Here is a 17,276-nt window from a genome sequence, read left to right as displayed (position 1 = left end):
GCATGGATGAGCCACTGCTGACGATCGGCGCGTTCGCGCGCGCCGTGGGCCTGACGGCGAGCGCGCTGCGCCACTACGACGAGTGCGGGTTGCTGGTGCCGGCCGAGGTCGACTCGGGGACCGGATATCGCTACTACACACCCGAGCTCGCCGAGCGGGCCCGGTTGATCGTGGGGATGCGCGAGGCCGGGGTGCCGATCGAGACCATGCGGGTGGTGCTCGACTCGCCGGTCGCAGAGGCGCGGACGGCGCTGGCGGGGTTCCTCGAGGACCAGAGCGCGCGCACGGCGCGGGCCTCCGAGGCCGTACGTGGCGTGCTGGCCGCCGTCGACGCCGGTCCTGCCGCGAGGCCGGCGGTCGCCGAGCTCCCTGGTCCCGTGCTGGCCGCCGCGATCCGGCAGGTGCGGCACGCGGCCGAGTCCGATCCGGCCTCCGAGCTCGCTTCCGTCCTCGTCGACGTCGACGGCACCGGGGTGGACGTGGTCGCCACCAACCGCTACTGGATGGCGGTGCGGGAGCTGCCCGCGGCCGCCGAGGGGGACGGCGGCCGAGCTGTGCTGTCCCTGCCCGACGCGGCAGCGTTGGCCGACCGGCTCGACGGGATCCTGACGGTCGAGCTGCGCATCGCCGACGGCACGCTGACCCTCGCCGGTCAGGAGCTGGGCCGCGACACCACCTACCCGGCCCATCGGCTCGTCCTCGCCGGCCTGGAGCCGGCCGGCACCCATGCAGTGCTCGCCAAGGCCGACCTGCTCGCCGGCCTCGACGCGGCCGGCTATGCCGAGGTCGACCTCTTCCTCGGAGACCACGCGCGGCTCCGCTCGCCCCACACCGCCGAACAGAGCGACGTACGCGGCGTGGTGACCGGCCCGCCGGTCCGGCTCCGGCTCGGCACGGCCCTGTTCGGCCGCGCGCTGGCAGCGTGCCTGGGGGACGAGGTGCAGGTGGCCGTGACCGCGCCGGACCGGCCGGTGGTGGTCACCTCGCCCTACCAGCCCGGGTTCACCGCGCTGGTCATGCCCGTGCGCCACGACCCCGAGGACTGAGACGTGGGCGTGACCACAGGCCGGGGGTTCCGCCCCTGGCTGGCAGCGTCGACCGCTTCGGTCTTCGGCGACTCGGTGACCTTCTTCGCGATCGGCTGGGCGGCGGCGGGCTTCGGAGCCGACGCGGCCAGCCTGGTGCTGACCATCGAGGGCATCCCGCTCGCGGTGCTGGTGCTCGCCGGGGGAGTGCTGGCCGACCGGGTCGGGATCCGCCGGACGATGGCCGCCTGCGACGCGGCGATGGTGCTGGTCATGGCCGCGTTCGCGGTCGGCGCGATCGGCGGTGCCGATCTGTGGATGCTGGTCGCCGTCGGTGCCCTCTCAGGCACCATCCAGGCGCTGCGGCGACCGGCCGAAGGGGTCTTCGCACGGCTGTTCGGAGCCGAGGATCTCGACCGGCGGATGGCACTGGTCGGCTCGGCCCACCAGGTCGCCCGCACCGCCGGTCCCGCGGCCGGCGGCTTCCTGATCGGCCACGGCGGCCTGCCGCTGACCGCCGGGCTGGACGCGGCGACGTTCGCCCTCGTGCTCCTCGCGCTGCTCCTGGTGCGGCCACCGCACGAGCCGGCACCCGAGCCCGGCCAGGGTTCGGTCTGGCGCAGCCTGGCCGATGGGGCCAGGGCAGCACGACGCACCCCCGGGGTCGTCCCGGTCCTGGTCGCCATCACCGGCCTGGCCGCATCGGTCCTCCCGCTGGTCATGCTCGCCCTGCCGCTCGCCGGCCGCGAGCGCGGCTGGACCGCGGCCGAGACCGGTCTTGTCTCCGGTGCCTGGGTCGCCGGGGGACTGGTGACGACCCTCGTCGTCGCCCGCCGGGGCGCGCCCCGCGCGCCGGTCGCGGTCGCCGGCCCGGTGCTCGCGGTCGTCGGCGTGGTGCTGCTGGCGCTGCGTACGGAGGTCTGGGTGGGCGTCCTCGCGATCGGCCTCGTCGGCGTCGGCACCACGATGCTGACCTCGTACCTGATCCCGGCCTACGTCGCTCGCACCCCGCCGGAGATGCTCGCCCGGTTCTCGAGCCTGACCCAGCTGGCCCAGACCGGCCCGGTCCTGGTCGCGACACCCCTGATCGGCGCGGCGGCCGGGGTCGACGTACGGCTGGCTCTGGCTGTCATCGGAGTGCTGCTCGCGGCGACCGTCCCGGCCGCCGCACGGGTCGCTCGACGAGCAATCGTCCCTAGTAGCGACCCGGCATCGATCTCCTCGGTCTAGGGTGTCGGCGTGGACGCCCGTGAACTCGCCGATGCCCTGCCCGACGGCGTCGTCGTCGCCGACGCGGACGGAGCGGTCGTCCTGGTCTCCGCCCTGGCCGGGCGGATGCTCGGCGTGGACCCCGACGCGAGCTTGGGGAAGCCGCTGGGCGACGTACTCACGCTGAGCAACACCGAGGGGCACACGTGGGTCGAGGCCAACCGGCCCTACGACACCCTGCGGACCGTCACCGGCACACCGGAGCAGGCCTGGCTCCTGCCCGACGGCACCGAGGTGCTGGTCGTCTCGACGATCCGGCGCCCGGCGCCGGACGCGGCGGTCGAGCAGGTCTCGATCTCGCTTCGCTCGGGCCGCGGCCGCAAGCGGCTGGACCGGGAGCGCTCCGACCTGGTCGCCACCGTCGCCCACGAGCTGCGCTCGCCGCTGACCGGGGTCAAGGGGTTCGTGCAGGCGCTCCTGAACCGGTGGGACCGGCTCAACGACGATCAGAAGAAGCTGATGCTCAGGACCGTCGCCTCCGACTCCGACCGGCTCTCCCGGCTGATCGCCGAGCTCCTCGACGTCGCCCGGATCGACACCGGCCGCCTGCAGCTCTACCCCCGTGCCAGCGACGCGACGGTGCTGGTCACCCGCGTGGTCGAGTCGGTGCGCTCGGCGACCTCCCGGCCGATCGAGCTCGACATCTCCGCCGGCGAGGACGAGTTGGAGATCCACGCCGACCCGGACAAGTTCACCCAGGTCGTCACCAACCTCGTCGAGAACGCCGTACGCCACGGCGACGGTGTCGTCACGGTGAGCCTCGGCGCGCGTCCGGACGACGACCAGGTCCTGCTGGTCGTCGAGGACCGCGGGGACGGCATCCCCACCGAGCTGCGACAGCGCGTGTTCACGAAGTTCTGGAAGCACGGCGCTCGCGGGGGCTCCGGCCTGGGCCTCTACATCGTCGGCGGCCTCGCCAAGGCCCACGGCGGATCGGTCGCGATCGCCGATGCCGACGGCGGAGGGGCCCGCATCGAGGTGGGCTGGCCCCGGAATCCGCCGTCGGCCTGAGGGTCACCTCATGGTCTGGACCGGGCCAGCAGGAAGATGAAGTACGGCGCGCCGATGAGCGCGACGACGAGACCTGCGGGGATCTGCGCCGGGCTGATCGCGGTGCGGCCGATGGTGTCGGCGACCACGAGGAGCAGCGCTCCGACCAGGAGGGCGACCGGGACGACCCGTACGCTGCGCCCGCCGACGAGGGCGCGCGCGATGTGCGGGGCGACCAGGCCGACGAAGCCGACGACACCGACGGCGGAGACGGCCATCGCGGTGAGCACCGCGGCGGTCAGCAGGATCAGCAGCCGCACCCGCTCCGAGGACACTCCCACCAGCCGCGGGGTGTCCTCGTCGAGGCTGAGCAGGTCGAGCTCGCGGCGCACCATGAAGGCGACCGGCACCGCGATGGCCAGGGCCACGGCGACCGGGACGACCTGCTCCCAGCTGCGGCCGTAGGTCGAACCGGACAGCCAGGTGTAGATCCGCGGCGTGTCCCACGGGTTGGAGCGCACCAGCAGGAAGGTGCTGAGGGAGACCGATCCGTACCAGACGCCGATGCCGATGAGCACCAGCCGGTCGGTGTCGATCCCGTGCCGCCAGGCCAGGCCGTAGACGAGACCGAAGGCGATCAGCGATCCGGCGGTCGCCGCAATGAGCATCGTGGTGGTCGATGCCGCCGCCGAGCTGCCGCCGCTCCACCCGGAGGAGAGCCCGGTGACCACGATGACCGCACCCACCCCGGCGCCGCCGGTGATCCCGAGGATCCCCGGCTCGGCGAGCGGGTTGCGGCAGGTGGCCTGGACGAAGGTGCCGGCGAGGGCGAGGGCTCCGCCGGCGAGGACGGCTGCGCCGACGCGCGGTGCGCGCTCGTCGAGTGCGAACCGGACCAGCGGGATGCCCTCGCCCTGCAACCAGGCGACGATGTCGCCGGTGTAGAGCCACTGGTGGCCGGCGAGCAGGCCGAGGACGGTCGCCCCGGCGGTGAGGGTGAGCAGGAGGACGAGCACCGCCAGGAACCGAACCCGGCTGCGGATCGTGACCGTGGCGCCCGGCGGTCGGCGGGTGGGGCCGGAGTCGCGCCCGCCGCGGGCGAGGAGGACCATCACGACCGCCCCGGCGATCGTCGTGGTCACGCCGGTGGGCACGGACATCGCCTCCTCCGCGCCGAGGAGGGCCCGGACGACCACGTCCGCCACGACGACGACCAGAGCGCCCACGAGGCCGGCGGCCGGCAGCAGCACGGCGTGCCGGTGCAGCGTCGGGACGATCCGGCCGAGCAGGCGGACGAGGACCGGGGCACAGAGGCCGACGAAGCCGATCGGCCCCGCCAGCGTCACCGACGCCGAGGTGAGCAGCACCGCCAGGACGGTCCCGATCGCCCGGGTGGAACGGACCGGCACCCCGAGGACCGAGGCGGCGTCGTCGCCGGCCGAGAGCAGGTCGATCCGGCGGGCGAGCAGCAGACCGCAGACGGTTGCCACCACGACCACAGGAGCCACCTGCCAGAAGGCCTGCAGCCCGAGCTGGCTCAGCGATCCGCTGCCCCACGCGAACAGGCTCGTGGTCTCCTCGGAGTAGAGGATGAGCAGCGTCGAGGTGGCGGCCTGGAGAGCGAGCGCCACCGCGGAGCCGGCCAGGATCAGCCGGGTCGTCGACGTACCGGCCCCACCGGCCAGGGCGAGGACGATGCCGGCGGCCAACAGGCCGCCGAGGAAGGCCGTGATGCCCGAGGCCCACAACGGCACGGAGAGCCCGAACGCGGCGACCAGGGTGACCGCGAAGTAGGCGCCGCCGGTCACCGCAAGGGTGTCGGGGGCCGCCATCGCGTTGCGGGCGAGCGACTGCAGGAGCGCGCCCGCGACCCCGAGCGCGAACCCGACCGCGATACCCGCGGCGAGCCGGGGGATCCGCGAGCCGGTGATGATCTCCATCGTCGAGGCCGTGGCGCCATGGGCCTGCTCACGTCCGAGCAGTGCGTCGACGAAGTCGGCAGGGCCTACGCCCGAGGTGCCCTGGGTGAGATGCCAGCAAGCAGTGAGCAGCAGCCCGGCGAGCAGGCACAGGAGGACGACCGAGGCGCCTCCTGCACCCGCCCGCGGGGCCTTGGCGGCATCGGTCACTTGGTGAGCAGGGCGACGTACGCGTCCAGGACCTGCTCGGCCGAGCGGGGTCCACCGAAGGTCCAGATGCCGCCGGGGAACGCGTGGGAGCGACCCTCGCTGACGGCGGGGATGGACTTCCAGACCTTGTTCTTGGCCAGCTCGGCGTTGATGTCGCCGGCAGGGTCGACGGTGCCGGTGTAGAAGAAGGTGGCGTCGCCGAGGGTGGTCATGCCCTCGATGTCGGTCTGCCCGAGGCCGTACGCGGGGTCGACCTCGCCGGTCCAGGCGTTCTTCAGGCCCAGCTCCTCGCCGAGCTCGCCGATCAGCGAGCCCTGGCCGAAGGGGCGGATCGCCACGTTGGCGCCGTCGATCCAGCCGTCGTAGTAGACGAACTCGGTGCCGGCGGCGTCGGCGTCGGCGACCGCCTTCTTGGAGGCGGCGAGCTTGTCCTCGAACTCGCCGACGACCTTCTCCGCCTGCGCCTCGCGGCCGGTCGCCTCGGCGATCATCTCGAAGGTGGTGACCATGTTGGCGACGGGGTCCTTCGCGTCGGCGCCCTTGGTGGCGAGGACGGGGACGTCGTACTTGGCGAGCTGCTTGAGGATCTCGTCGTCGGCGGTGTACGCCTCGACGACGATCAGGTCGGGGTCGGTGCCGAAGAGCGTCTCCAGGTTCGGCTCACCGCGGGTGCCGACGTCGGTCGTGCCCGCGTCCAGCTTCTCGGCGGTGTCCCAGGTGTTGTAGCCCTTCACGTCGGCCACGGCCACCGGATCGACGCAGAGGGTGAGCAGGTCCTCGGTCTGCTGCCACTCGAGGACCGCGACCCGCTCGGCGGGCTTGTCGAGCTCGACCTTGTTGCCGTAGGAGTCGGTCAGGCTGACCGGGCCGGTCGAGGTCTCGACCCCCTCGCAGCCGGCCGAGGCCTTCGGCTCGGACTTGTCGGTCTCGGCGGCGGTGGTGGTCTGGCCGCACGCGGCGAGCAGGAGCGCCGCGCAAGCCGTCGTCAGGGCAGCCGTCGTCGTACGTCGAATCATGTCTTCCTCTTCGTGTCCGCCGGCGTCAGCGCCGGGCGTGATGCCTGCCGCGGGGCTCGACCCGGACGCGCCCGGTCTCCAGATCGGAGGTCACCTCGATCGGGAGTCCGTACACCTCGGAGAGGTGTTCGGCGGTGAGCACGTCAGCGGGTTCGCCGGTGGCGTGCACAACGCCGTGGTGCAGCAGTACGACCTGGTCCGCCACGGCGGCGGTCTGGTTCAGGTCGTGCAGGACGACGCCGATGGCCGTCCCGTGGTGGTCCGCGAGGTCGCGGACCAGGTCCAAGATCTCGACCTGGTAGCGCAGGTCGAGGTGGTTGGTGGGCTCGTCGAGCAGCAGTACGCCGGTGTCCTGGGCCAGGCAGCTGGCCAGCCAGACACGCTGCAGCTCGCCCCCGGAGAGCTGGTCGACCGGACGGTCCGCCATCGGCGCCGTGCCGGTCAGCTCCATCGCCCGGTCGATGCTGCTCAGATCCTCCTCCGTCAGCGCCGCGAAGCGGCGGCGGTGCGGGTGGCGGCCGAACCCGACGACGTCGCGGACGGTCAGGCCGGAGGGGTGCGGACGCGACTGGGACAGCAGAGTCACCTTGCGCGCGAACTCGCGCGCGCCCAGGGGAGCGCTGTCGGCTCCGTCCAGCGAGACCGATCCGGAGGTCACCCGGTGCAGCCGGGTGAGCGAGCGGAGGACGGTCGACTTTCCTGAGCCGTTCGGGCCGATGAGCGCGGTGACCCGCCCCGGCTCGAGGCCGATCGAGACTCCATGGACGACGGTGGCACGGGCATAGCCGAGCACCAGGTCGTGACCGGAGAGCGCAGGAAGCATGAGGTGAGGCTAGCCTAACCTTCCTTTCGCTGTGACGGGTCGTCCCAGGATTCGGGCGAGACCCGCCGGCGCGTGAGCGGGCTCACCTCGTCTCAAATAGGCATTTGAGACTCCGAATTAGTAGTGTGCTGTCCGTGCAGCTGACCCGGTTCACCGATCTGGCACTCCGGATCGTGATGCGGCTCTCGGTCCTCGAGGAGGGCGAGAGCGCTACGACCACAGCCCTGGCCGAGCAGCTCCGGGTGCGTCCCGCCCACGCGGCGAAGGTCGTGACCGCGCTCGGCCGGCTCGGCGTGGTCGAGACCAGGCGGGGGAGGAGCGGCGGGCTGTCCCTGGCCGAGACCGCCCGCGACACCTCCGTCGGCCGGATCGTCCGCGAGCTCGAGGGCCCCGGCGAGGTGGTCGAGTGCGACGGCGCGGAGCCGTGCCCGTTGCGTACGGGCTGTCGGCTGCGGCACGCGTTGCGGGAGGCGCAGGAGGCGTTCTACGCGAGCCTCGACCAGCTCACCATCGGCGATGTCGCCGCGGCGCCGACGCGCGCCCTGTTGCTTTCGATCGGCTCGGGCCCGACCGACTGATCCCACCCACCCACATCAACACGACGACGAAGGAGCTCCTCGTGATGTTGTCCGCTGCCTCGACCGAGGTCGTCCGCACCACCCTGCCCGTGATCGGTGCCGCGATCGGCGAGATCACCCCGATCTTCTACCGCCGCCTGTTTGCGGCCCATCCCGAGCTCGAGCGCGACCTGTTCAACCGGGGCAACCAGGCCCAGGGCGATCAGCAGCGGGCCCTGGCCGGCGCCATCGCGGCGTACGCCACGCTGCTGGTCGCCGAGGACGGCCCGGACCCGAAGGCGACCCTCGCCCGGATCGCGCACAAGCACGCGTCGCTGGGAATTCGGGAGGACCAGTACCCGATCGTCCACGAGCACCTGTTCGCCGCGATCGTCGAGGTGCTCGGCGAGGCCGTCACCGCGGAGGTCGCCGCCGCCTGGGACGAGGTCTACTGGCACATGGCCGAGAGCCTGATCGCGATCGAGAAGGACCTTTACGCCGCCGCCGGCGTCACGCCCGAGACGGTGTTCCGGCGCCTGGTCGTGCAGAGCCGCGTGCAGGAGTCGCCCGACACCGTCTCCTACGTGCTGACCGCCCAGGACGGCTCGGCGCTGCCGCCGGCCCGCCCCGGCCAGTACGTCTCGGTCGCAGTGCGCCTGCCCGACGGCGCCCGCCAGATCCGGCAGTACAGCCTCACCCGCGTGCCGGCGGCCAGTGCCTGGGGCATCTCCGTCAAGGCGATCCCGGGACACCGCGACGGCGACGCGATCGCACCCGCCGGCGAGGTCTCCACCTTCCTGCACGGCAACCTCTTCGAGGGCGACGAGATCGAGGTCTCCGCCCCGTTCGGCGAGCTCACCCTGCCCGAGCACGAGGCGCCGCTGGTGCTGGTCTCGGCCGGCATCGGCATCACCCCGATGATCGGGTTCCTGCACCACCTGGTCCGCACCGAGTCAGACCGGAACGTGCTCGTGCTGCACGCCGACCGCTCCCTGGCCAACCACGCACACCGGGTCGAGGCATCCGAGCTCGTCGAGGCGCTGCCCGGCGCGACGCAGCTCCGCTGGTACGAGGACCTCGGCGCCCGGGAAGCCGATGAGGTGCTGCGATCCGGCCGGATCGACCTCGACGGCGTCGAGCTGCCGGCCGGGGCCGAGATCTACCTGTGCGGACCCGTGCCGTTCATGGCCGGCGTGCAGGCCGCGCTGCGCCGGCGCGGTGTCGCCGAGGACCGGATCCACTACGAGGTCTTTGGCCCGGACGCGGGGCTCGTCTCGGCCTGACGGATCGTGCTCGGGCTCGCCTCGCCCGCGGCCTAGGGCTGAACCGTCTCGCGCGTCCCGGTGCGGCGCTTGATCCCGAACACCGTGAAGATCAGGGCCGCTCCGGCGACGACGCAGAGCAGGATCAGACCGGTCGCGTAGGAGTGGTTCACCTCGTCGTAGGTGGCCCCCATCACCAGCGGCGGGAAGAAGCCACCGAGTCCGCCGGCGGCGCCGACCAGGCCGGTGACCGCTCCCACCCGGGCGGGCGGGGCGAGCTGGGCCACCCAGGTGAAGACGGCGCCGGTGCCCAGCCCCAGGAACGCGGCCATGAGCACGAAGACCGTGCCGGCGGCCAGCTCGAGCGGCGGTGTCAACGACATGAGAACGGCGAGCACGGCCGCGCCACCGAAGGAGATCGAGGCGACCGTACGCGGCCCCACCTTGTCGGACAGGACGCCGCCGAGCGGGCGGCACAGCACCGCGGCGATCGCGAACCCGGCGGTGCGGGTGCCCGCGGCGGTGAGGTCGAAGTCGTAGACGTCCTTGAGGAACGTCGGTAGATAGGTGGAGAAGGCGACGAAGCCGCCGAAGGCCACGGCGTAGAGGAACGACATCTGCCAGGTCACCGGGAGCTTGATCGCGGCGACCAGCTTGGGGACCACCGCGTCGTGGTTGGGCTGCCAGGCCGGGGCGTCCTCGAGCGCGAACCACATCAAGGCTGCTGACGCGACCAGTGCGACCGCGACGATCACGTGCGTCGTCGTGTAGCCGAACCACTCCACGAACCGCGGTGTGAAGAACGAGGACAGCGCGGTGCCGCCCATGCCCATCCCGAACACACCGGTGGCGAAGCCACGTCGTGACTTCTGGTACCACGCGTTCGCGAACGGGATCCCGACCGCGAAGGTCGTCCCCGCGATGCCGAGGAAGAAGCCGAAGACCAGCAGCAGCGTGAACGAGCCGATGTTGCCGGCCAGCGCCACCAGCAGTACGAAGGGCGCTGCGGCGATCATCAGCACCGGGAACATCACCCGGCCCCCGAAGCGGTCGGCGAGCGCGCCGGCGAGGATCCGCCCCACCGACCCGACCAGCACCGGGGTCGCGACCAGGATCGACTTCTCCCCGGCCGAGAGCGCCAGCTCACCGGTGTAGCGGACCCCGAGGGGCGCGATCATGTTCCACGCCCAGAAGCTGATCGTGAACGCCCAGGTCGCCAGCAGGAGATTCCTGAGCTGTCCGCTCCGGGTCGGTGCGGACACGGGCTGATTGCTCATCGGGCCTCCCGGTCGAAGGTGCCGGTGCCGGCCCAGCCGGGCCGCTCCGGTCGCGTGCCGGCACGGGGACGTACGTCCCGGCTGCGGTAGACGATGTAGGGGCGGAACAGGTAGTGCACCGGTGCCGTGAAGGCGTGCACCAGGCGCGTGAACGGCCAGATCGTGAAGAGCAGCAGGCCGACGAGCACGTGGACGTGGAACTGGATCGGCGCAGCTGCCATCGCGGTCACGTCGGGCTGCAGGACGAACAGCGAGCGGAACCAGGGCGAGACGGTCTCGCGGTAGTCGTGGGCCTGGTGACCCGCGGCGAGGGCGACCACCGTGGTCCACAGGCCCAGGACGATCGCGGCCACCAGGACGACGTACATGGCCTTGTCGTTCCTGGTGGTGGCCATGAAGACCGGTCCGGTCGTACGCCGGCGGTAGATCAGCAGCGCCAGGCCCGCCAGGGTGCAGATGCCGGCGATCAGGCCCCAGAAGAGCGCGTTGCCGTGGTAGACGTCCTCGGAGATCCCCAGCGCCTCGGTCCAGGAGGCGGGGACGAGCAGGCCGGCGGCGTGGCCGACGATGACGACGAGGATGCCGAAGTGGAACAGCGGCGAGCCGACCCGCAGCAGCCGCGACTCGTAGAGCTGGGAGGAGCGTGTCGTCCAGCCGAACCGGTCGTAGCGGTAGCGCCACCAGGTGCCGACGACGAGAACGGCGATGGCCAGATAGGGGAGCACGCCCCACAGCACCACGTCCCACCCGGAGGCGGCGGTCATCAGCGGGCCCCCATCATCGAGGCCGCGGATCCCGGCCGGGCGGTCGGGAACGGCAGCATCTCCAGGCCGACGGACTCCGCGGCAGGTCCGGCCTGCGCCATCGCGAGCGCCTCCTGCTTGTCACGCGCGGAGGGCCCGGGGAGGGTCGCGCAGACCGCGGCGAGGACGTCGGCGTAGGCCGAGCCGCGCTCGACCAGGGCGAGCCGGATGAGCTCGAGCGCCGACCGGTTCTCGACGAGGAGCCGACGGCCACCTTCGGGGTCGGCGAGGGCGGCGTACTCGAGCACCATCGGCAGATGGTCGGGCAGCTCGCCGTGGGTGTCGACGACCCAGCCGCCGCCCTTGGTGGTGCCGTCGCGCAGACGCGCCTTGAAGTCCGCCAGCGACCCGCCGCGGCGTCGGGTGTCACCGTCACGCCAGTAGGACAGGTGCAGCGTCTGGCGGCGGTGCAGGTCGAAGAGCTCGACGTAGACGTGCTGCAGGGCGTGCGGGTCCTGGCGGGCCAGGGTGTCCACGAAGCCGCGGAGCAGCGTGACCGGCTCCGAGCCGGGCTGCTCCGCGAGCGCGCTGCGCAGCAGCGGAAGCTTCGCGATCAGCTCCTCGTCCGGGTAGCCGAGACACCAGGCCGCGACCTGGTGGACGACCCTCCAGTCCTGGGTACGCCGCCTCATGACCGGTCCTCCCGACGCCTGTCCGGGAAGAGTCCCTCCGGGGTCCCGTTGCCGTCCCAGTTGAGCAGGTTGACCCGTCCGCGCAGGGTGTCGTCGGAGGCGGCCTCGTCGGTGGTCTGGCGTTGTTTCAGCGCGTGGTAGGTCTCCACGGCCACCGGGACCGGACGTCCGCTGGCCTCGCCGAGCGGCCCGGAATCGTACATTCCGGGGCCGTCGTCGAAGTCGAGGGAGCAGCCCAGCTCCTCGAGGTCGTGGGCCTGCTCGGCGTGGGCGGTCGGGATGACGTACCTGTCCTCGTACTTGGCGATGCCGAGCAGGCGGTACATCTCGTAGATCTCTTCCTCGCTCATCCCGACCGCCGCCGGGATCGAGCCGTCCGGGTCGCGGCCGAGGGTGATGTCGCGCATGTAGGCCCGCATCGCGGCCAGCTTCTTGAGCACCAGGTCGACGACCTCGCTGTCGCCGGCGGTGAACAGCTCGGCCAGATACTCGACCGGGATCCGCAGCGCGTCGATCGCGCCGAAGAGGTTGGGTGCTGCCTCGGCGTCGTGGCCCTGCTCCTTGAGGAGGTCGACGACGGGGGAGAGCGGCGGGACGTACCAGACCATCGGCATGGTCCGGTACTCCGGATGCAGCGGCAGCGCGACCTTGTAGTCCTTGATGAGCGTGTGGACCGGCGAGCGGCGGGCGGCCTCCAGCCAGTCCTCCGGGATGCCCTGCCTCCTGGCCTCCGCGATGACCTGTGGGTCCTTCGGGTCGAGGATCACGTCCAGCTGGGCGGCGTACAGGTCCTGCTCGGACGTCGTCGATGCGGCCGCGGTCACCGCATCGGCGTCGTAGAGGATCAGCCCCAGGTAGCGCAGCCGCCCGACGCAGGTCTCCGCGCACACCGTCGGCAGCCCGACCTCGACGCGCGGGTAGCAGAGCGTGCACTTCTCGGCCTTGCCCGAGCGGTGGTTGAAGTAGATCTTCTTGTAGGGACACCCGGTGATGCACTGCCGCCAGCCGCGGCAGCGGTCCTGGTCGACGAGGACGATGCCGTCCTCCGCGCGCTTGTAGATCGCGCCCGAGGGGCACGACGCCATGCAGGAGGGGTTGAGGCAGTGCTCGCAGATGCGCGGCAGGTAGAACATGAAGGTCTGCTCGAGCTCGAACCTGATCCGCTCGTTCGACTCCTCGCGGATCTTCGCCACGATCGGGTCGAGATGCCCGTGCTCGATCGAGCCGCCGAGGTTGTCGTCCCAGTTGGCCGACCAGGTGATCTTGGTGTCCTCGCCGGTGATCAGGCTCTTCGGGCGGGCGACCGGGAAGTCGTCGCCGAGCGGGGCGTCGATGAGGGTCTGGTAGTCGTAGGTCCAGGGCTCGTAGTAGTCGTCGAGCTCGGGCTGGACGGGGCTGGAGAAGATCGTGAGCAGCTTCTTGACGCGTCCGCCGGCCTTGAGCCGCAGGTTGCCCCTCTTGTCCAGGGTCCAGCCGCCGCGCCATCGCTCCTGGTCCTCGTAGCGTCTCGGGTAGCCCTGGCCGGGGCGCGTCTCGACGTTGTTGAACCAGACGTACTCGGTGCCGGCCCGGTTGGTCCAGGCCTGCTTGCAGGTCACCGAGCAGGTGTGGCAGCCGATGCACTTGTCGAGGTTCATCACCATCGCCATCTGAGCCATCACGCGCATCAGTAGGTCACCTCCTGCGAACGCTTGCGGACGGTGGCAACCATGTCCCGCTGGTTGCCGGTCGGGCCGAGATAGTTGAACGTGTAGGAGAGCTGGGCGTAGCCGCCGATGAGATGGCTGGGCTTGACCAGCAGCCGGGTGGCGGAGTTGTGGATGCCGCCTCGTCTGCCGGTGGCCTCCGACTTCGGTACGTCGATGGTGCGGTCCTGGGCGTGGTGCATGTAGACGACGCCCACGGGCATCCGGTGGGAGACGACCGCGCGGGCGACGACGACGCCGTTGGCGTTGGTGGCCTCGACCCAGTCGTTGTCACGTACGTCGATCGCCTCGGCGTCCTGCGGCGACATCCAGACCGTGGGACCACCTCGGGACAAGGACAGCATGAACAGGTTGTCCTGGTACTCCGAGTGGATCGACCACTTCGAATGGGGCGTCAGGTAGCGGACGGTGACCTGCGCCGAGCCGTCGGCGCCGATCCGGGGCTCGCCGAAGAGCCGGTGCATGTCCAGCGGTGGCCGGTAGAGCGGCATCGCCTCGCCGATGTCGGTGAGCCAGTCGTGGTCGAGGTAGAAGTGCATCCGCCCGGTGAGCGTGTGGAACGGCTTGAGGCGCTCGATGTTGACCGTGAACGGGGCGTAGCGGCGCCCGCCGGTCTCCGAGCCGGACCATTCCGGGGAGGTGATCACCGGCACCGGCGCCGCCTGCGTCTGGGCGAAGGTGATCCGCTTCTCCTCCGAGCCCTCGGCCAGGTCGGCGAGCCGCTTGCCGACGCGCTCCTCGAGGGTCTTGAACCCCTGGACGGCGAGCTCGCCGTTGGTGGTGCCGGAGAAGAGCAGGATCGCCTCGGCCAGCTTCTCGTCGGTGTCGATCGCGGGGCGTCCCGCGGCCGGACCGCTCGGCATCACGCCGGTCTGCCGGGCGAGCTTCGCGGTCTGCTCCGCCATCCGGTAGGTGATGTTCTTGACCGTGAAGCCGAGCGTGTCGGCCAGCGGCCCGACCGAGGCCAGCTTGTCGGCGATCGCGGTGTAGTCGCGCTCGACCACGGCGATGACCGGCCTGGTGCGGTCGGGGTCGGCCGGGGTCTCGCCGGGGGTGTCGTGCTGGAGCGGGACGCTGACGATGTCGTGTCGGGTACCGAGGTGTCTGCGGGCGAGCTCGGAGAGCTTCTCGGCCAGGCCGTGGAAGAGGTCGAAGTCGGTCCGCGCCTCCCAGGGCGGGTCGATCGCGGGCGTGAAGGCGTGCACGAACGGGTGCATGTCGGTGGAGGAGAGGTCGTGCTTCTCGTACCAGGTCGCGGCCGGCAGGACGACGTCGGAGAGCAGCGTCGTCGAGGTCATCCGGAAGTCGGCCGAGACCAGCAGGTCGAGCTTTCCCTCGGGCTGCTGGTCGTGCCAGCTGACGCTGCTCGGGCGGGGCGTGTCGGGGTTCTCGGAACCGAGCACGTTGTGGTGGGTGCCGAGCAGGGTGCGCAGGAAGTACTCGTTGCCCTTCGCCGAGGAGCCGAGCAGGTTCGAGCGCCACAGCACCAGCGTCCGCGGCCACGCGCTGGGCGCGTCGATGTCGGCGATGGCGGGTTGCAGGGTGCCCTCGGCCAGGGCGGTCTCGACGTAGGCGGTGGGGCTGTCGGCGTAGCCCGCGGCGACGGCCTTCGCCGCCTCGTCGGCGACGTCGAGCGAATTCCGGTCGAACTGCGGGTAGAAGGGCATCCAGCCCTTGGCCGCGGAGGTGGCGATCACGTCGGCGGTGTGCCCGCGCAGGTGGCCCTGCGCCAGCGGGGAGGCCAGCGAGTCGGCGCTGTAGCCGTCGTTGCGCCACTGCCCGGTGTGCATGTACCAGAACGAGGTGCCGGTCATCGTCCGCGGCGGCCGGGACCAGTCGAGCCCGTTGGCCAGCGAGATCCAGCCGGTGATCGGACGGCACTTCTCCTGTCCCACGTAATGCGCCCAGCCGCCGCCGTTGCGGCCCATGCAGCCGGTCAGGATCAGCAGGGACAGGATCGAGCGGTAGATCGTGTCGCCGTGGAACCACTGGCACACGCCCGCACCCAGGATGATCATCGAGCGGCCCCGGGACTCCTCGGCGTTGGTGGCGAACTCGCGCGCGATACGGAGGCACGCCTCGGCCGGCACCGAGGTGATCTCCGCCTGCCAGGCCGGGGTGTAGGGCACGTCCGGGTCCTCGTAGCCGGCCGGCCACAGACCCGGCAGCCCCTCACGGCCCACCCCGTACTGCGCCAGCATCAGGTCGAAGACGGTCGTGACGAGGTGACCACCGACCCGGGTCGTCGGCACCCCGCGGCGCAACACCTCCCCGGTGCCGTCGGGCCTGGTGAACGCTGGCAGCAGCACCTCGGCGGGCTCGCCGTCGCCGTGGAGGGTCAGCCGGGGACGTACGCCGTCCAGGTCGAGGTTCCACCTGCCGATCCCGGAGTCGGCGTAGCGGAAGCCCATCGAGCCGTTCGGGACGACCGGGTGGCCGGTGCTCTCGTCGAGCACGACCGTCTTCCAGCGGTCCTCCGGCGGGCCGTCCTGGGTGCCGGGCTGGTCGAGATCGGCGGCGGTGAGGAACTTCCCGGGGACGTACGCCCCGTCCTTCTCCTCCAGGCGGACCAGGTGCGGCAGATCGGTGTAGGTGCGGACGTAGTCCTCGAAGAACGGGGTCCGCTTCTCGACGAAGAACTCGCGCAGGATCACGTGGCCCATGGCCATCGCGAGCGCGGCGTCGGTGCCGGCCTGGGCGGGCAGCCACTCGTCGGCGAACTTGGTGTTGTCGGCGAAGTCCGGGCTGACGGTGACCACCTTGGTCCCGCGGTAGCGGACCTCGGCCATCCAATGAGCGTCGGGGGTGCGGGTGACCGGGACGTTGGAGCCCCACATCATCAGGTAGGTCGAGTCCCACCAGTCGCCCGACTCCGGCACGTCGGTCTGGTCACCGAAGACCTGGGGCGAGGCGACGGGCAGGTCGGCGTACCAGTCGTAGAAGCTGGTCATCACCCCACCGATGAGCTGGGTGTAGCGGGTGCCGACGCAGTGGGAGACCATCGACATCGCCGGGATCGGGGAGAAGCCGATGTTGCGGTCGGGGCCGTGGGTCTTGATGGTGTGGACCTGCGCGGCGGCGGCGATCTCGAGCGCCTCGTCCCAGCTCGCCCGGACGAGACCGCCCTTGCCGCGGGCCTGCTGGTAGCGGCGGCGCCGCGCGGGGTCGGCCTGGATGTCGGCCCATGCCTCCACCGGGTCCCCGCCGGTGCGGCTCTTGGCCTCGCGGAAGAGATCGAGGAGCACGCCGCGTACGTAGGGGTATCTGACCCGGGTGGGGGAGTAGGTGTACCAGGAGAAGGCCGCGCCGCGAGGACAGCCGCGGGGCTCGTACTCCGGCCGGTCGGGGCCGACCGAGGGATAGTCGGTCTGCTGGGTCTCCCAGGTGATGATGCCGTCCTTGACGTACACCTTCCACGAGCACGACCCGGTGCAGTTCACCCCGTGGGTGGACCTGACCACCTTGTCGTGGCTCCACCGGTCGCGATAGAAGACGTCGCCGGCCCGGCCGCCCTTGCGGAAGACGGCACGGCCGTCGTCGGTCTCGTCCCATCGGGTGAAGAAGCGACCTGTCTTGAGCAGGAGGTCGCTGGCCGGGCCGTCGACTCGTGGCATGCCTTTACCTTCACCCCGGCAACGGTGATGAGACAAGGACCACAGTCCTTGACAGCCGCTGCGGAGGTGGCGGGTTCTCGATCTGGCGCCGGTCCGCGGGATGTCCGGTTCGCGCGGGGAGGTGCGAGGTTCCTAGACTGTCGTCCATTCATGACAACTGAGTCATCAGACGA

The 17,276-nt window shown here is 71.3% G+C and carries 13 protein-coding genes; 5 read left to right on the top strand and 8 right to left on the bottom strand.

The window, feature by feature from the left end; translation table 11 throughout:
• The first annotated feature begins 2 nt into the window (after positions 1-2).
• Genes ACIA03_RS06770 through ACIA03_RS06760 form a run of 3 tightly spaced genes read left to right on the top strand, consistent with a single transcriptional unit; the run spans position 3 to position 3,305 of the window.
• Complete coding sequence (locus ACIA03_RS06770; protein ID WP_396980530.1) at positions 3-1,046, top strand: MerR family transcriptional regulator; 1,044 nt, start codon at positions 3-5, stop codon at positions 1,044-1,046.
• Positions 1,047-1,049: 3 nt separating this feature from the next.
• Positions 1,050-2,255, top strand: coding sequence for an MFS transporter (locus ACIA03_RS06765; RefSeq protein WP_396980528.1), 1,206 nt, complete (start codon positions 1,050-1,052; stop codon positions 2,253-2,255).
• A 9-nt stretch (positions 2,256-2,264) separates the two neighbouring features.
• Complete coding sequence (locus ACIA03_RS06760; RefSeq protein ID WP_396980526.1) at positions 2,265-3,305, top strand: ATP-binding protein; 1,041 nt, start codon at positions 2,265-2,267, stop codon at positions 3,303-3,305.
• 8 nt (positions 3,306-3,313) lie between these two features.
• Here the strand turns inward: ACIA03_RS06760 and ACIA03_RS06755 are convergent, their stop codons facing one another.
• Genes ACIA03_RS06755 through ACIA03_RS06745 form a run of 3 tightly spaced genes read right to left on the bottom strand, consistent with a single transcriptional unit; the run spans position 3,314 to position 7,252 of the window.
• Positions 3,314-5,413 (bottom strand): iron ABC transporter permease, encoded by a 2,100-nt coding sequence (locus tag ACIA03_RS06755; RefSeq protein ID WP_396980524.1) that lies wholly within the window; start codon positions 5,411-5,413, stop codon positions 3,314-3,316.
• Positions 5,410-6,429 (bottom strand): iron-siderophore ABC transporter substrate-binding protein, encoded by a 1,020-nt coding sequence (locus tag ACIA03_RS06750; RefSeq protein WP_396980522.1) that lies wholly within the window; start codon positions 6,427-6,429, stop codon positions 5,410-5,412. Before ACIA03_RS06750 ends, ACIA03_RS06755 begins: the two co-directional genes overlap by 4 nt.
• Before the next feature lie 25 nt (positions 6,430-6,454).
• Entirely contained in the window at positions 6,455-7,252 is a 798-nt protein-coding gene (locus tag ACIA03_RS06745) for an ABC transporter ATP-binding protein (RefSeq protein ID WP_396980520.1), read from the bottom strand.
• A 134-nt stretch (positions 7,253-7,386) separates the two neighbouring features.
• Between ACIA03_RS06745 and ACIA03_RS06740 the strand changes: the two genes are divergently transcribed.
• Together ACIA03_RS06740 and ACIA03_RS06735 are read left to right on the top strand one after the other, a co-directional pair.
• Positions 7,387-7,830: an RrF2 family transcriptional regulator gene (locus ACIA03_RS06740; RefSeq protein ID WP_396980518.1), complete on the top strand. Its 444-nt coding sequence runs from the start codon at positions 7,387-7,389 to the stop codon at positions 7,828-7,830.
• Positions 7,831-7,874: 44 nt separating this feature from the next.
• Positions 7,875-9,092: a globin domain-containing protein gene (locus ACIA03_RS06735; protein WP_396981778.1), complete on the top strand. Its 1,218-nt coding sequence runs from the start codon at positions 7,875-7,877 to the stop codon at positions 9,090-9,092.
• A 32-nt stretch (positions 9,093-9,124) separates the two neighbouring features.
• On the opposite strand, the gene ACIA03_RS06730 is transcribed toward ACIA03_RS06735, so the two are convergent.
• From ACIA03_RS06730 to ACIA03_RS06710, 5 genes are read right to left on the bottom strand one after another with little or no spacing between them, the layout of a single operon-like run.
• Positions 9,125-10,348, bottom strand: a complete 1,224-nt coding sequence (locus tag ACIA03_RS06730; protein ID WP_396980516.1) for an MFS transporter — start codon at positions 10,346-10,348, stop codon at positions 9,125-9,127.
• Complete coding sequence (gene narI, locus ACIA03_RS06725; RefSeq protein ID WP_396980514.1) at positions 10,345-11,112, bottom strand: respiratory nitrate reductase subunit gamma; 768 nt, start codon at positions 11,110-11,112, stop codon at positions 10,345-10,347. The genes ACIA03_RS06730 and narI overlap by 4 nt, the downstream gene beginning before the upstream one ends.
• A complete protein-coding gene (gene narJ / locus ACIA03_RS06720) occupies positions 11,112-11,783 on the bottom strand; it encodes a nitrate reductase molybdenum cofactor assembly chaperone (protein WP_396980512.1) in 672 nt (223 codons plus the stop codon). Before narJ ends, narI begins: the two co-directional genes overlap by 1 nt.
• On the bottom strand, positions 11,780-13,450 hold the full coding sequence (narH, locus tag ACIA03_RS06715) for a nitrate reductase subunit beta (RefSeq protein ID WP_396980510.1): 1,671 nt from the start codon (positions 13,448-13,450) through the stop codon (positions 11,780-11,782). The genes narJ and narH overlap by 4 nt, the downstream gene beginning before the upstream one ends.
• Positions 13,450-17,103 (bottom strand): nitrate reductase subunit alpha, encoded by a 3,654-nt coding sequence (locus ACIA03_RS06710; protein ID WP_396980508.1) that lies wholly within the window; start codon positions 17,101-17,103, stop codon positions 13,450-13,452. The genes narH and ACIA03_RS06710 overlap by 1 nt, the downstream gene beginning before the upstream one ends.
• Positions 17,104-17,276 lie beyond the last annotated feature (173 nt).

Origin of the sequence: Nocardioides sp. NPDC051685 (assembly GCF_044453405.1) — a bacterium.
Lineage (GTDB): Bacteria > Actinomycetota > Actinomycetes > Propionibacteriales > Nocardioidaceae > Nocardioides.
Note: the sequence above shows the minus strand (reverse complement) of the source record. Positions and strands in the feature narration are given on the sequence as shown.